Consider the following 14,486-nt stretch of genomic DNA (forward strand, 5'->3'; position numbering starts at 1 on the left):
ATGACGGTCAAACGCGATCTCTTCATACCTAAGGGACGCGCCACCGGCCTGGAGGGTTCATCCAGGCACCCATCCAGTACGGCGAAGCCCGTTCATCAGAGTGCGCCTCCACTGCGGACCTCGCGTGCCCACCATAAGTCGGTCCTCCGCTCCCAACGTGTCCCCAGCCCCAACGGGGGCTTGATCGCGCTGTGGCGCCTTCTCGGGGTGTCGGAATCAGCCGGTTTCCCGACAGGCCGCCAACCGGCCCCAGCACCACCCGGAAAACCGAACGGCAGGGGATGAAACACCACGTCGGGCGACCGATTCCGAGCGTCCAGGCGGACGACCTCGCCAGCGCCCATTCAGGATCGTTCGTGACCGCCGCGCCCCCGCCCGGAGCGGGCCGTACTGGGCAGGAGTCAGCGTGACCTGTAGTAGCCGTGCAGGACCTCCCAGCGCGTACGCGGCCAGTTGGGCCAGTCGACGACGCGCCCCTCGAGGGAGTCGGCCAGGAAGTCCAGATGGGCGTGCCAGCCGGCCAGGATCTTGGTCAGCTGGTCGCCGTAGTCGCCGATCGCGTTGAAGACGAGCAGGCAGCCGCTGCCGTCTCCCTCCAGCTCCCAGCGGAGCGTTCCGTGCACGTCGGTGTCGAACTGGAGGACGTGCGGGGGCTTGAAGTCGCTGATCACTCCGTGGGCGAGGGGCTGCCCGGTCTGCTTGCCGTGCTCGTCCGTCCCGAGCCAGCGAAGCGTGACACGGCCTCCGGGGCGTAGCTCGATCTCGACTTCCGCGAGCCATTCGATGAGGTGCTTGGGCTCACTGATGGCGCGCCAGACACGCTCGACAGGGTGGGGGAGGCGGCGCTCGAAGTACAGCGTGCAGGTGTCGCCGGTGGTGGACACACTGCCGTAGTCGGTCATGGTGATCCCTCCCGTGTTCCTCATCAGGCTAACCCCCATGGTCTGAGGTTCGGTTCGCGGTGCGGCGGAGGTGATTTGGGAGGTCCGCGTGGCCATCCACCGGCCGATTCGGAGTTATGAATCTACGTTGTAAAGGCGATCGGTTGTCAGAAGATCGATTTTCCCGGCCGAACAAAACAAACGCACCTGAGCCCGAGCAGCGGGCGCCTCGGCGCAGCGAGTACTGCCGCCTGGTGGGCTGCGCTTTACTTCGTCCCGCATCCGGTCGGCGACAATGGTGTGTCGTAGAGCCCGCCGAAATGCGGTGCTCACCCCCGATTCACCCCTTGTACGGCAGGAGATCACGCACGTTGTCCCAGAAGAGCCAAGCCCCTTCCGCCGAGAGTGACCGTCTCGGTCTGCGCGCCGACTGTGCGAACTGCTTCGGGCTGTGCTGTGTCGCGTTGCCCTTCGCCGCGTCGGCCGATTTCGCGGTCGACAAGGACGCGGGGCAGCCGTGCGCGAACCTGCGGGCGGACTTCCGCTGCGGGATCCACGCGAATCTCCGTGAGCGTGGGTTTCCCGGATGTACCGTCTTCGACTGCCTGGGCGCGGGACAGAAGGTCTCCCAGATCACCTTCGGCGGTCAGAGCTGGCGGCAGGCGCCCCAGACAGCGCGGCGGATGTTCGACGTGTTCGCCGTCATGCGGCAGCTCCACGAACTGCTGTGGTATCTGGCCGAGGCGCTGTCCCTGCCTGCCGCTCGCTCCATTCACCCCGATCTTCGTCGCGCGCTGGACGAGGTGGACGGCCTCACGCGCGGCAGCGCCGAAGCGCTCGCGGAGGTGGACGTCGCAGGGGTGCGGCAGGACGTCAACGGTCTTCTCCTGCGCGTCAGCGAACTGGTGCGGGCCGGCGTCCCCGGCCGCAAGAAGAACCACAGGGGAGCCGACCTGATCGGGGCCAGGCTCAAGGGCGCCGATCTGCGGGGGGCCAATCTCCGTGGGGCCTATCTCATCGCGGCCGACCTCACGAAGGCCGACCTGAGGTGGGCTGACCTGATCGGGGTGGACTTTCGCGACGCCGACCTGAGCGGCGCCGATCTCACGGGCAGCATCTTCCTCACTCAGTCCCAGGTCAACGCGGCCAAGGGGAATGCCGCCACCACGCTGCCGCCGGCGCTCAGCCGTCCGGCGCATTGGACCGCCGGTTGACCCGGCTGCGTGGCGGCCGTGCCGTCCCATGGTCAGAGGGAGGTCGCCGGGTGAGCCGCGACGTCAGTGAACGCTGAATCCGCCGTCGACGCAGATGGTCTGGCCGGTGACGTAGGCCGAGGCGTCGCCGGCGAGGAAGGCGGCGATGCCGGCGAAGTCGGCGGGTAGCCCGTTGCGGCCGGTCATGGAGCGGGCGGCGAGTGCCTCGACGCGTCCGGGGATGGCCTGGGCGGGGGCGGTGAGCGGGGTGAGCACGAATCCGGGGATGATCGTGTTGCTGGTGACGCCGTTCTTGGACCACGCCTCGGCCTGTGACCTGGTGAGGCCGCAGACGGCGGCCTTGGAGGCTCCGTAGGCTCCGCTGTCGCCGAAGGCGCTGATCGACTGCTGGGAGCCGACGTTGATGATGCGCCCCCGGCCCCGGGCGGCCATGCGGGGGCCGAAGTGCTGGCCGAGCAGGTACGGCGCGGTGAGGTTGACCGCGATCGTCTGGTCGTAGTCGTCGGGGGTGAGTTCGGCCATCGGGCGGCGGATGTTGTTGCCGGCGTCGTTGACGAGGATGTCGATGTCGCCGAAGATCTCCGGGGCTTCGGCGCAGACGCGCGCGACGGCGGCGCGGTCGCCGAGGTCGGCGCTGATGGCCGCGGCGCGTACGCCGTGCCCTTCGAGGTCGCGTACGGCTGCCGCGAGCTCCGCTTCGCGGCGGGCGACGATGACGACGGCGGCGCCGGCGCGGCCGATGGCCTCGGCCATGGCCCGGCCGATGCCCGAGCTGCCACCCGTGACGAGGGCGGTGCGGCCACGGAGGGAGAACAGTCCCTCGATATAGGACGACATAGCGGATCATCCTATCTTTCCTCGGTCGTGGAAGGGCAGGGGGCAGCGGCGAATCGTCGGTGCGGGCAGGACGTACGCGGGTGGCGCCGGCTCGCGGGTGGCGTGGTTCAGGGCGCGGGGTGCGTGTTCCCGGCGAGCATGTCGTCGGCCGCCTCCTGGACCTTGACCATCACCTTCTCGAGGGTGTGGAGGGTCTCGGTGTCCAGCCGGCCGAGTAGGCGCGTGTAGTTGGACGTCCCGGCGTCGATGAGCTCCTCGGCGAGGAGGCGGCCGCGGGTGGTGAGCTCGACGAGGCGTACGCGCCGGTCGGTGGGGTCCTCGCGGCGGCTCACGAGGCCCTGCGCGACGAGGCGGTCCACGATCCCGGTGACGGTGCCGAGGCCGGTGCCGAGCGCTCTGGCGAGGTGCTGGCCGGAGGAGGCGTCGCGGAAGAAGAGCATCACGACGACCTTGAGCTGCTGCATGGTGAGGCTGGAGGCGAGCAGCGGGGTGGAGCGGTCGTGGGCGAGGAAGCGGCCGAGTGTCCGCTGGAGCTGCACGAGCCGGTCGATCAGGGCGCACCGCTCGTCGCGCTCTCCGCCCGGCTGTCCTGTCGCCTCGTTGTCGCCCACGTTCACCTCTCGCGTCGGCGAGTCAGTTTACCAGTCATTAATTCGAAGGTGAATTATTCGCATGAGGCGAAGTGTTAGGGTGGGGCGAATCCTTTCTCCATGATCATCCGTGAAGGAGCTTCGCCAGATGACCTTCCTGGCTCGCCTGAGCCTGGGCAACCGCACTCTCGTCATGATGATCGCGGTCGTGCTCAGCGCGCTGGGCGCCTTCGCGATTCCCTCTCTCAAGCAGCAACTGTTCCCGTCCCTGAGCTTCCCAGGGGCGTTCGTGGTGGCGGCCTACCCCGGCGCGTCGCCCGAGATCGTCGAGGAACAGGTCACCAAGCCGATCGAGAACAGCTTCCAGGGCATCGCGGGCGCCACCGACATCACCTCAACGTCCAAGGAGGGCCTGGCGCAGATTCAGGTCGCGTTCGAGTATGGCACCGACATCGACGCCGCCGTCGGCAAGATGCAGCAGGCCGTGGGGCGCATCGGCGCGCGGCTTCCCTCGGGCGTCGATCCGCAGGTGATCGCCGGCAACACCGACGACATCCCGGTGATGGTGATCGCCGTGGGTGACGTGGGCGACCAGCACACGATGTTCGACCGGCTCGAGCGGATCATGGTGCCGAAGCTTCAGGGCATCGACGGTGTCCGGGAGGCGACCGTCTCCGGGGCGCGGGAGAAGCAGGTCGTCATCACGCCCGACCAGGTCAAGCTCGCGATGCGCGGCCTGTCGGCCGCCTCGATCCCCGAACTGCTGCGCGCGAACGGGGTGGCGATCCCGGCGGGCGGTGTCACGGAGAAGGACCGCACGCTGACCGTGCAGGTCGGTGACCGCATCGAGACGGTCGACGACCTGAAGAACCTCTACCTCGCCCCCGCCGCGCCCGCGGGTGCCGCCACGGGCGGCGCCGGAGCGACCGGCCGTACCGGCGGCGCCGGCGGTGTCTCCGGTGCCACGGGCGGTGCGGCCACGGGCGCGGGCGGGCAGATCCCCGGCCGCACGCAGGGCGCGGCCAAGCCGACGCAGCCCAAGCCGGTCAAGCTGGGCGACGTCGCCGACATCACGGTCAAGGACACCGACGCGTCCACGCTGACCCGGACCAACGGGAAGCCCAGCCTCGGCGTGTCGATCACGATGAAGCCGGACGGCAACGCGGTACGGATCTCCCATGACGTGCGGGCCGCGCTGCCGGAGCTGACCCGATCGGTCGGGGACGCCTCGGAGCTGACGGTCGTGTTCGACCAGGCGCCGTACGTGGAGCGGTCGATCGAGGACCTCACCACCGAGGGCCTGCTCGGCCTGGCGTTCGCGGTGCTGGTCATCCTGGTGTTCCTGCTGTCGGTACGGTCGACCATCGTGACGGCGGTGTCGATCCCACTGTCGGTGGTGATGGCGCTCATCGCGTTGTGGGTGGGCGACTACTCGCTGAACCTGCTGACGCTGGGCGCGTTGACGATCGCGGTCGGCCGGGTCGTGGACGACTCGATCGTGGTACTGGAGAACATCAAGCGGCACCTCGGTTACGGGGAGAACAAGCGGCAGGCGATCGTCACGGCGGTGCGCGAGGTGTCGGGGGCGGTGACCGCGTCCACGCTGACGACGGTCGCGGTGTTCCTGCCGATCGCGTTCGTCGGCGGCATGGTGGGCCAGTTGTTCAGCCCGTTCGCGGTGACCGTGACGGTGGCGCTGCTCGCGTCGCTGGTGGTGTCGCTGACCGTGATCCCGGTGCTGGCGTACTGGTTCCTGAAGGCTCCGGTGCTGTCACCGGCGGAGGCGGAGGCCGTACGGGAGGAGGCGGAGCTGCGGGAGTTGCGCAGCCCGCTCCAGCGGATGTACCTGCCGGTCCTGCGGTTCGCGACGCGGCGCCGGTTGGTCACGCTGGTGATCGGGTTCGTGGTGTTCGCCGGCACGATGGCGCTGGTGCCGAAGCTGAAGACGAACTTCCTGGACTCCTCGGGCAACGACTCGATCTCGGTCACGCAGCGGATGCCCGTCGGCACCGCGCTGCCCGTCACGGACGCGGCGGCCAAGAAGGTCGAGACGGTCTTCTCCGAGTTCACGCAGATCGAGTCGTACCAGGTGACGGTGGGCGGCGGCAACCAGTTCATGGGCGGGCTCGGCGGCAGCGCCGACCGCGCGTCGTACTCGGTGACGGTGGCCGAGGGCGTGGACACGGCGGCGTTCCAGGAGTCGCTGCGCAACCGGCTGAAGGGCCTGTCCGGCGCGGGTGAGATCACCGTCGGCGGTTCGGAGGGCGGGTTCAGCTCCGACCAGGTGCAGGTCATCCTGCAGGGTGCGGACACCGGTGAGCTGAAGACGGCGGCGGCCGCGGTGGGCGAGGCGATGTCGGGGGTCGCGGGCCTGCGGGAGGTCTCCTCCAACCTGGAGGACAGCGCGCCCCGGATCGAGGTCCACGTGGACCGGGAGAAGGCCGCGGCCAGGGGGCTGACCGAGATGGGTGTCGGCCAGCTCGTCGCGCAGGCGTTCCGCGGCGCGCCGCTGGGGTCGATCAGCCTGGACGGCCGGTCCAGCGACATCGTGCTGCGGATGGGTGACGCTCCGGCGAGCCTGGCGGAGATCGAGAAGATCACACTGCCGACCGCCTCAGGTCTGGTCAAGCTGAGCTCGGTGGCGGATGTAGTGCGGGCGGACGGGCCGACCCAGATCACCCGTCTGAACGGTGACCGTACGGCGACCGTGTCGGGCAAGGCGGACGCGGCGGACCTGGGCGCGATCACGGTGAAGGTGACCGACAAGCTGAAGGGTCTGAGGCTGCCGGCGGGCGTGTCGTACGAGATCGGCGGGGCGAGCGCGGACCAGGAGGATGCGTTCGCGGACCTCGGGCTGGCGATGCTGCTGGCGGTGGCGATCGTCTTCATGATCATGGTGGCGACGTTCCGCAGCTTCGTGCAGCCACTGATCCTGCTGGTGTCGATCCCGTTCGCGGCGACGGGTGCGATCGGGTTGCTGCTGGTGACTGACACCGCTCTGGGAGTCCCGGCGCTGATCGGCATGCTGATGCTGATCGGCATCGTGGTGACCAACGCGATCGTGCTGATCGACCTGATCAACCAGTACCGCGAGCAGGGGCTGGGGATCGTCGAGGCGGTGCTGGAGGGAGGACGGCGCAGGTTGCGGCCGATCCTGATGACCGCGATCGCGACGATCTGCGCGCTGACGCCGATGGCGCTGGGCGTGACGGGGTCGGGCGGGTTCATCTCGCAGCCTCTGGCGATCGTGGTGATCGGTGGGTTGATCTCCTCGACGCTGCTGACGCTGGTGCTGGTGCCGACGCTCTACACGATCGTGGAGCGGATGAAGGAGCGGCTGCGCCGTACGCCGAAGGACCGTCCGGAAGCGGACGTGAAGGTGTACGACAAGGACGCGCTCGCGCCGTCGAAGTAGCCGGTTCATCCCGGATCAGACGCCGAATCGACGCCGAAAGGGGACGTTGTTCGGGGCGGATCCGGAACGGACGCGGTGCGCGCCGGTTCTCCTGTGGGGGACCGGCGCGAGCCGTACCGGGGGCACTCAATAAACTGAGGCAACGTGAGTGACAAGCCGCGTATCCCCAATGTCCTGGCCGCCCGCTATGCCTCGGCGGAGCTGGCCCGTCTGTGGTCTCCCGAGCACAAGGTGGTGCTGGAACGCCGGTTGTGGCTCGCGGTGCTCAGGGCCCAGGCCGACCTCGGTGTGGAGGTGCCGCCGCAGGCGGTCGCCGACTACGAGAAGGTGGCCGAGCAGGTCGATCTCGCCTCCATCGCCGCGCGGGAGCGGGTCACCCGGCACGACGTGAAGGCCCGGATCGAGGAGTTCAACGCGCTGGCGGGTCACGAGCAGGTGCACAAGGGGATGACCTCGCGTGACCTGACCGAGAACGTCGAGCAGTTGCAGATCCGCGACAGCCTGCTGCTGGTGCGGGCGCGGACGGTGGCGTTGCTGTCGCGGTTGTCCCGGCTGGCGGCCGAGAACGCCGAGCTGGTCATGGCCGGGCGTTCGCACAACGTCGCCGCGCAGGCGACCACGCTGGGCAAGCGGTTCGCGACGGCGGCGGACGAGCTGCTGGTGGCGTTCGGGCGGCTCGAGGATCTGATCGAGCGGTATCCGCTGCGCGGGGTGAAGGGTCCGGTCGGTACCGCGCAGGACATGCTGGATCTGCTCGGCACGCCGGAGAAGCTGGCGGATCTGGAGGATCGGGTCGCCGCGCATCTGGGCTTCGCGCGCCGGTTCACCAGCGTGGGGCAGGTGTACCCGCGCTCGCTGGACTACGACGTGGTGTCGGCGCTGGTGCAGCTGGCCGCCGCGCCGTCGTCGCTGGCCAAGACGATCCGGCTGATGGCCGGGCACGAGCTGGTCACGGAGGGCTTCAAGGAGGGCCAGGTCGGTTCCTCGGCGATGCCGCACAAGATGAACACGCGCTCCTGTGAGCGGGTCAACGGCCTGACGGTGATCCTGCGCGGGTACGCGTCGATGGTGGGCGAGCTGGCCGGGGATCAGTGGAACGAGGGCGACGTGTCCTGCTCGGTGGTGCGCCGGGTGGCGCTGCCGGACGCGTTCTTCGCGTTCGACGGCCTGGTGGAGACGATGCTGACCGTGCTGGACGAGTTCGGCGCGTTCCCGGCGGTGATCGAGGCGGAGCTCGATCGGTACCTGCCGTTCCTCGGGACGACCAAGATGCTGATGGCGGCGGTGCGCGCGGGTGTCGGCCGGGAGACGGGGCACGAGCTGATCAAGGAGCACGCGGTGGCGTCGGCGCTGGCGATGCGGTCGCAGGGGTCGGCGAACGCGCTGCTGGACCGGCTCGCCGCCGACGAGCGGTTCCCGCTGGACAGGGAGCGGCTCGACGCGCTGCTGGCCGATCGGATCTCGTTCACGGGTGCGGCGTCGGGGCAGGTGGCGGCGCTCGTCGAGCGGGTGGGTGAGATCACGGCACGCTATCCGGAGGCGGCCGCGTACGCGCCGGGCGCGATCCTGTGACGTCGGCTCCTGAGCCGCCCGCGGTACGGTCCCCGGCTGCGTCGTCGTCTTCTTCGTCGGCGCCGTGGCGGGGTGGGGCGCTCCGGGAGCTGACCACGGTCGCCGAGGTCGTCGACGCGTGCGGGGACGACGATCTGATCGTGTGGGCGGCTCAGGGGATGCGGCCGGGAGTGCGGGCGTGGGCGCTGGGTGACGCGGTGGCGGTGGCCAGTCCGGGTGCGTCCCGCCGTGACCGGCTCGCCGTCGGGGGGAGCGCGGCGTGCGCTCTGCCGCTCGTGCGGCATGCGCTGGCCGAGTCGGGGCCGACGTACCGGTTGTTCGGTGACGTCGAGCTGATCATGGAGATGTCGGCGCGGGTCGAGGGGTTGACGGAGGCGGTGCCGTTCTCGTGGATGGTCACCACCTCGCTCGCTTCCGCTCCCGCTTCCGCGACCGGTGGCCGCGAGGGGCGCGGGAGGCAGGCCGAGCGGGATCCCGGATCCCTGCCGGGGTCCATGGCGGGGTCGGAGCCGGGATGGCTGGGCCCAGCCGCCGGTCCCGAGGTGGGCGAGTTGCTCGCGCGGGCGAACCCGTCCTCGTACGCGGTGCCGGGCATCGCCCGGGTGTCGCGGTGGGCCGGGGTCCGGGACGCGGCGGAGGCGCTGGTGGCGGTCGCGGCCGACGCGTGGTCCGCGCCCACTGTGGGGCTCCTGGCGGGGGTGGCGACCGCCGAGCGGGCGCGGGGGCGCGGGCTGGCCGAGCGGGTGTGCCGGTTCGTGACGGCGGCGCTGCTGGCCGATCACGGCCGGGCGGCGCTGATGGTGGACGACTGGAACGGGTCCGCCGTCCGGCTGTACGAGCGTCTGGGCTACGCCCGCCGCCGGGTCGCGGCGAACCGGGTCGGCTGAGATCGCCTGGGCGCGTCACGGCAGGCCCTTCCGGGGGAAACCAGCGGAACCGCAACCAAACATAAGCGGAGGGTCACATCACCCGGCAAACGAGCCCTCTGGCCGGCGCCTCAGCCCCTTGCTCGCGTACTTGGTCCGCCACTCCCGCGGGCAGGGATCATCTTCTAAAGCGGAAGGCGATCGCTATAGTGGGCGAATGGGTGACGGCAACACTTTTTCTAGTGGTTTGTCCATGGGCGAGCTGGGGGCCAGGATCCGGGCTGAGCGGCGGGCCCGGAGCATGGCGTTGGAGCGGCTCGCCGAGCTGAGCGGGGTCAGTCGAAGCATGGTGTCCGAGGTGGAGCGCGGCGCCAAGACGCCGAGTGTGCTGGTCCTTGACCGGCTGGCGACCGCGCTGGGCACCTCGATCGCCCGGCTTCTGGATGAGCCGGTACGTCCCGATGTCGTGGTCCTGCCCGGCGACCGGCAGCACGTGGTACGGGATCCCTCCGGGTGGGAACGGCGGATTCTGTCCCCTGTCCTGCCGGATGTCGAGTTCGAGTTCATGCGCACCACCCTGGGGCCGGGCGTGGATGCGGGGGAGTTCTCCCCGCACGCGCCGGGGTCGCACGAGTACGTGGCGGTGGAGACGGGGTGTCTGCGCCTGACCGTCGACGGTGTTCCGCACCGCCTGGAGGTCGGGGACGCCGCCTACTTCCCCGGAAACCGCCGGCACGCCTTCGCCAACGATTCCGCCGGCCCATGCGTGTACTACCTGGCCATGACGCTGGGCCCCGCAGCCGGCTCCCACGGCCGTCCCCCGCATGGAGGCCATGATGGATGACCTGCGACGAGCGGGCCGGTCGGCGGTGGACCTGGCAGTCGATCATCTGGCCGCCGTGCCAGGCGGGCCGGTGTGGCGTCCGGTGGCCGAAGCGGACCGCTCATGGCTTACCCGGCAGCCGCTGCCCGGGGCGGGGCGCCCCTTGGCGGACCTGCTGCACGACGTGCGCGACCGGATCCTGCCCTACCCGATGGGCAACGGGCATCCCCGGTTCTTCGGCTGGGTCAACTCCCCGCCCTCGCCCGCCGGTGTCCTGGTCGCACCTTTGGCCGCGGCGATGAACCCGAGCTGCGCGGGGGGAGAACACGCCGGTGTCCTGCTGGAGCGTACCGTCGTGCGGTGGCTGGCGGAGCTGGTGGACTTCCCGTACCAACCGGGGGCCGGACTGCTGGCGAGCGGGGCTTCGGTGGCCACCGTCATCGCGATGGCCACCGCCCGACAGCGGGCTGTCCGCCGACAGGGCCACAACGTGCGCGAGACGGGTCTGTACGGACAGCGTCCGCTGGCGATCTACGCCTCGGCCGAGGCACACAGCTGTCTGCGCAAGGCGGCGGAACTCCTCGGTATGGGAAGTCGGTACATCCGCACGGTTCCGGTCGACGGCGCCTACCGCATGGAGACCGGCGCACTGCGCCGCATGATCACGGCGGACAGGGAGGCGGGCGTGCGGCCGTTCTTCGTCGCGGCCAGCGCGGGGACGGTGAACACCGGCACTGTCGACCCTCTGGAAGAAGTCGCCGGGATCGCCCGTGAATGCGGGCTGTGGTTCCACATCGACGGCGCCTATGGCGCCCTCGGCATTCTCGCCGAGGGAGCCCGCCACCTCTACGCCGGGCTGGAACTGGCGGATTCCCTCGTCCTGGACCCGCACAAGTGGCTCGGCGTCCCCGTCGACGCCGGCTGCGTCCTCTTCCGCGATCCCGTCGGAGCGCGCGACACCTTCAGCCTCGTACCGCCCTATCTTCGCGACGACGAGGCCGACGCACTGGGGTGGTTTTCCGAGTACGGACCCGAACAGACCCGTCCGTTCCGCGCGCTGCGGGTATGGGCCACGATCTCCCACCTCGGGCGCGAGGGAATCGTCCGCCTGGTGGGGCGAACCACCCGGCTCGCGCGCACCCTCGCCGCCATGATCGAAGCCTCCGACGACTTCGACCTGCTCGCACCGGCCGTCACCTCCGTCATCGCCTTCCGCTATCGGTCCGTCACGCTCGACCCGGCCGCGACAGACGCACTGAACCAGGCCATCCCCGCCATCGTGCAAGGCCGCGGCCACGCCTTCCTCACCGGCACCCGGCTCTCCGGCACGGCGGCGCTGCGTGCCTGCATCCTCCACCCGGAGACCACCGAAGCCGACCTCACCGCCCTGCTGGACGAAATCCGGACCGCGGTAAGGGAGGCCACCGCGTGAGGATCCACCATGAGGATCCACCATGTGGACCGCCGTCCACCTCCGGGGTCCGGAGACCATCGAGCAGGCTCTGTTACCGGGCATGCGGGTGAGCCCCCTCCTCGGCCGGCGCTGCCGAGAAGATGACATGGGTCAGTTGAGCAGCGCGGGGAGTTCCAGGAGCGAGGCGATCCGGGGAGGGCCGCCGGTCGCGTGGTCGTCCCGCTCCTGGGGTGTGCCGTAGCGGTCGAGCCAGACGCCGTGCATGCCCACCGTGGTGGGGCCGATCGCGTCGAGGTCGCGGTTGTCCCCGACGAGGAGGATCTCCTGCGGGCGCAGGCCGAGTTTGGCGGCCGCCGCGAGGTAGCACGCGGCGGTGGGTTTGAAGTTGCCGCCGAGCGCGTCGGGGGTCAGGACGGGGTCGAGACGGTCCATCAGGCCGATGCGGCGCAGTTTCGCCTCCTGCTGGACCGGTACGCCGTTGGTGAGCACGCCGAGCGTCAGGCCGAGGCCGGACAGCGCGTCCATCGCCTGGGCGGCGTCGGGGAAGGCCGCCCAGGCGGCCTCGTAGTGCAGGAGGAAGTCCCCGTACGCCGCGTCGAGGTCGGTGGGGAGGGGCAGGCCGAGGCGCCGGCAGAAGTCCCGGAGCCGCCTGCGGCGCTGCTCGTCGAAGGAGCACTCCCCGGCGTACCAGGAGGGGAGGTGTCTGTCCTCCAGGTCCAGCCAGAGGGCGGGGACCTCTGTCAGCAGTTCGTGCCCGGGCGAGAACGACTCCGTCCAGGTGGTCGCGGCGTAGGCGACCGCCTGGCGGTGGTCGAAAAGGGTCTCGTCGAGGTCGAACAGAATCGCCCTGATCATGACGCCATCCTGGCCAGCCGGTGTTTCGGTTGCATTTCACGCAGGTGAACGCGGTAACCCTCCCATGGAATGGCCCCGGATCGTGTCGTGGGACGGCCTGTGGCACACGTCCGCGGCCCGTATGTAGCGGACGCCGGTCCCTGCCCGGTGCGCGGGGCCGGGCTCGACGCCACCGGCGAGGACATCGCCTGCGGGGCTTCGACATCCCGTCAGCACGTCCACCTCCACCCACCACTTCAAGGTTGTGCAAGGGGATGTGGCGGGCGTCCCGGCGCGGCGTGCTGACGCCATGGCCGGCGGCAGCGCCTTCGCGTGGGAAGGCGCCGCCGTTCGTGGCTGCCGTTCTGGCCGGGGTCCTGGTGGTTCTCAGGCGGGCGTGGCGGCGTGCCGTGCGGCGCGGTAGCCGAAGACGACGGCCGGGCCGATGGTCGAGCCGGGACCGGGGTAGGTGCGGCCCATGACCGAGGCGGTGGTGTTGCCCGCGCCGTACAGGCCGGGGATGACGGTGCCGTCCTCGCGGAGCACGCGGGCGTCGGCGTCGGTCAGCAGGCCGCCCTTGGTGCCCAGGTCGCCGGGGTAGAGCCGCAGGGCGCGGAAGGGGCCGCGCTCCAGCGGGCCGAGGTTGGGGTTCGGCTTGACCCTGGGGTCGCCGTAGTAATTGTCGTAGACGGTCCTGCCGCGCCCGAAGTCGGCGTCAACGCCGGTGCGGGCGAAGCCGTTGAACCGTTTGACGGTCGCGGCCAGCCGTACCGGATCCATGCCGGTGATGTCCGCGAGTTCGTGCAGCGACGCGGCCTCGACCAGGGTGCCGGCGGCCAGCCATTGCTTCTTGCGGCCCACGTAGGCGGTGGACAGGTAGCGGCGGGCGTGCCGGACATCGGTGACCAGCCAGGTCGGCCCCGGCACGGTGTGGGAGAGCATGGCGTGGCCGAAGTCGATGTAGGAGGCCGACTCGTTCGTGAAGCGCTCGCCGGCCGCGTCGACCACGATGGAGAACGGCATGGACCGCTCCGACAGAATGAAGCCGTGGGTGCCGTCGGGGCCGACGGTGCCCGCGCCCCACCAGGCGTCGTCCATGAGTTCCAGCGCGGCCCCGGCCCTGGCGCCGAGGTCGATGGCGGTGCCGAGGTCGCCCTCCGGCGCGGCGGAGTAGCCGGGGATGCCGTGGTGCTTCTGCCGCCACTCCGCGTTACGGGCGAATCCCCCGGCGGCGAGTACGACGCCGCGCCGCGCGCGTACGCGCATCCGGCGGCCCTTCTTGTCGATCACCGCGCCGACGACGGCGCCGTCCTCGGTGATCAACTCGACGATCGGCGACGACAACCAGACCGGGGTCTGCTGGGTGCGGACGATGTGCATGAGGGAGCAGCTCAGGGCGCCGCCCAGGCCCACCAGCCGCTTGCCGGACGCGAGGCCGCCGACTGTGCGGAAGACGAAGCGGGCGCCGCGGACGAAGCCTCTGGGGGTGGACCAGGCCCGCGCCAGCAGCCACACGTCGTCGGTGGTCACCGGTGCGGGGAGCCCGTCTGCGGCGCGGGCGGTGGCGTACCAGGCGCCGAGCAGTTTGGTGTCGAAGGGCGCCACCTCGACTCCGCGGCCCACCTTGCCGCCGGGGCGGTCGGGATAGTAGTCGGGGTAGTCCTTGGCCCGGGTCCAGCGGACGCCGAGGCGGCCGAGCAGCCGCATCACCGCGGGCCCGCTGTCGAGGAAGGCGCGCCTGCGCTCGGGGGAGGAGGCGGGGCCGGCGTCGCCGATGGACGCCTGCATGTACTGCAGGGCCTCCTCGACGGAGTCCGGGACGCCGGCCCGGATCATGAGCGGGTTGACCGGCATCCACAGGCCGCCGCCGGAGACGGCCGTGGTGCCGCCCCACTTCGGGGTGCTCTCCACGACGAGGACGCCGAGCCCGGCGTCGGCGGCGGTGATGGCCGCGGTCAGCCCGGCCGCGCCGGTTCCCGCGATGAGGACGTCGACGTGGGTGTCCCACTGCTCTGTCATCGTGCTGATCCTTCGATCTGG

General features: G+C 70.4%; 11 protein-coding genes. 6 read left to right on the forward strand and 5 right to left on the reverse strand.

Annotation, left to right across the window (positions count from 1 at the left end; all coding sequences use genetic code 11):
* Positions 1 to 401: 401 nt before the first annotated feature.
* A complete protein-coding gene (locus AB0I59_RS37135) occupies positions 402 to 926 on the reverse strand; it encodes an SRPBCC family protein (RefSeq protein WP_061254728.1) in 525 nt (174 codons plus the stop codon).
* A 326-nt stretch (positions 927 to 1,252) separates the two neighbouring features.
* Between AB0I59_RS37135 and AB0I59_RS37140 the strand changes: the two genes are divergently transcribed.
* Entirely contained in the window at positions 1,253 to 2,095 is an 843-nt protein-coding gene (locus AB0I59_RS37140) for a pentapeptide repeat-containing protein (protein ID WP_061254727.1), read from the forward strand.
* A 63-nt stretch (positions 2,096 to 2,158) separates the two neighbouring features.
* Here the strand turns inward: AB0I59_RS37140 and AB0I59_RS37145 are convergent, their stop codons facing one another.
* Together AB0I59_RS37145 and AB0I59_RS37150 are read right to left on the reverse strand one after the other, a co-directional pair.
* Entirely contained in the window at positions 2,159 to 2,932 is a 774-nt protein-coding gene (locus AB0I59_RS37145; RefSeq protein WP_061254726.1) for an SDR family NAD(P)-dependent oxidoreductase, read from the reverse strand.
* A 107-nt stretch (positions 2,933 to 3,039) separates the two neighbouring features.
* Complete coding sequence (locus AB0I59_RS37150; RefSeq protein WP_358140635.1) at positions 3,040 to 3,543, reverse strand: MarR family winged helix-turn-helix transcriptional regulator; 504 nt, start codon at positions 3,541 to 3,543, stop codon at positions 3,040 to 3,042.
* Positions 3,544 to 3,670: 127 nt separating this feature from the next.
* Between AB0I59_RS37150 and AB0I59_RS37155 the strand changes: the two genes are divergently transcribed.
* From AB0I59_RS37155 to AB0I59_RS37175, 5 genes are all read left to right on the forward strand, one after another.
* The gene (locus AB0I59_RS37155) at positions 3,671 to 6,937 is read left to right on the forward strand and encodes an efflux RND transporter permease subunit (protein WP_358140638.1); all 3,267 of its coding nucleotides are present in this window, start codon (positions 3,671 to 3,673) and stop codon (positions 6,935 to 6,937) included.
* Between the two features lie 144 nt (positions 6,938 to 7,081).
* Positions 7,082 to 8,509: an adenylosuccinate lyase gene (gene purB, locus AB0I59_RS37160; protein WP_061254725.1), complete on the forward strand. Its 1,428-nt coding sequence runs from the start codon at positions 7,082 to 7,084 to the stop codon at positions 8,507 to 8,509.
* On the forward strand, positions 8,506 to 9,396 hold the full coding sequence (locus AB0I59_RS37165; RefSeq protein ID WP_358140641.1) for a GNAT family N-acetyltransferase: 891 nt from the start codon (positions 8,506 to 8,508) through the stop codon (positions 9,394 to 9,396). Before purB ends, AB0I59_RS37165 begins: the two co-directional genes overlap by 4 nt.
* A gap of 196 nt (positions 9,397 to 9,592) precedes the next feature.
* A complete protein-coding gene (locus AB0I59_RS37170; RefSeq protein ID WP_358140644.1) occupies positions 9,593 to 10,219 on the forward strand; it encodes a helix-turn-helix domain-containing protein in 627 nt (208 codons plus the stop codon).
* The gene (locus AB0I59_RS37175; protein ID WP_358140647.1) at positions 10,212 to 11,630 is read left to right on the forward strand and encodes a pyridoxal phosphate-dependent decarboxylase family protein; all 1,419 of its coding nucleotides are present in this window, start codon (positions 10,212 to 10,214) and stop codon (positions 11,628 to 11,630) included. Before AB0I59_RS37170 ends, AB0I59_RS37175 begins: the two co-directional genes overlap by 8 nt.
* Before the next feature lie 132 nt (positions 11,631 to 11,762).
* Here the strand turns inward: AB0I59_RS37175 and AB0I59_RS37180 are convergent, their stop codons facing one another.
* Positions 11,763 to 12,467: an HAD family hydrolase gene (locus tag AB0I59_RS37180; RefSeq protein WP_358140650.1), complete on the reverse strand. Its 705-nt coding sequence runs from the start codon at positions 12,465 to 12,467 to the stop codon at positions 11,763 to 11,765.
* 366 nt (positions 12,468 to 12,833) lie between these two features.
* Positions 12,834 to 14,465 (reverse strand): FAD-binding protein, encoded by a 1,632-nt coding sequence (locus AB0I59_RS37185; RefSeq protein WP_358140653.1) that lies wholly within the window; start codon positions 14,463 to 14,465, stop codon positions 12,834 to 12,836.
* Positions 14,466 to 14,486: the final 21 nt, after the last annotated feature.

This window comes from Microtetraspora glauca (assembly GCF_040656155.1).
In the GTDB taxonomy this organism is placed as follows: domain Bacteria; phylum Actinomycetota; class Actinomycetes; order Streptosporangiales; family Streptosporangiaceae; genus Microtetraspora; species Microtetraspora glauca.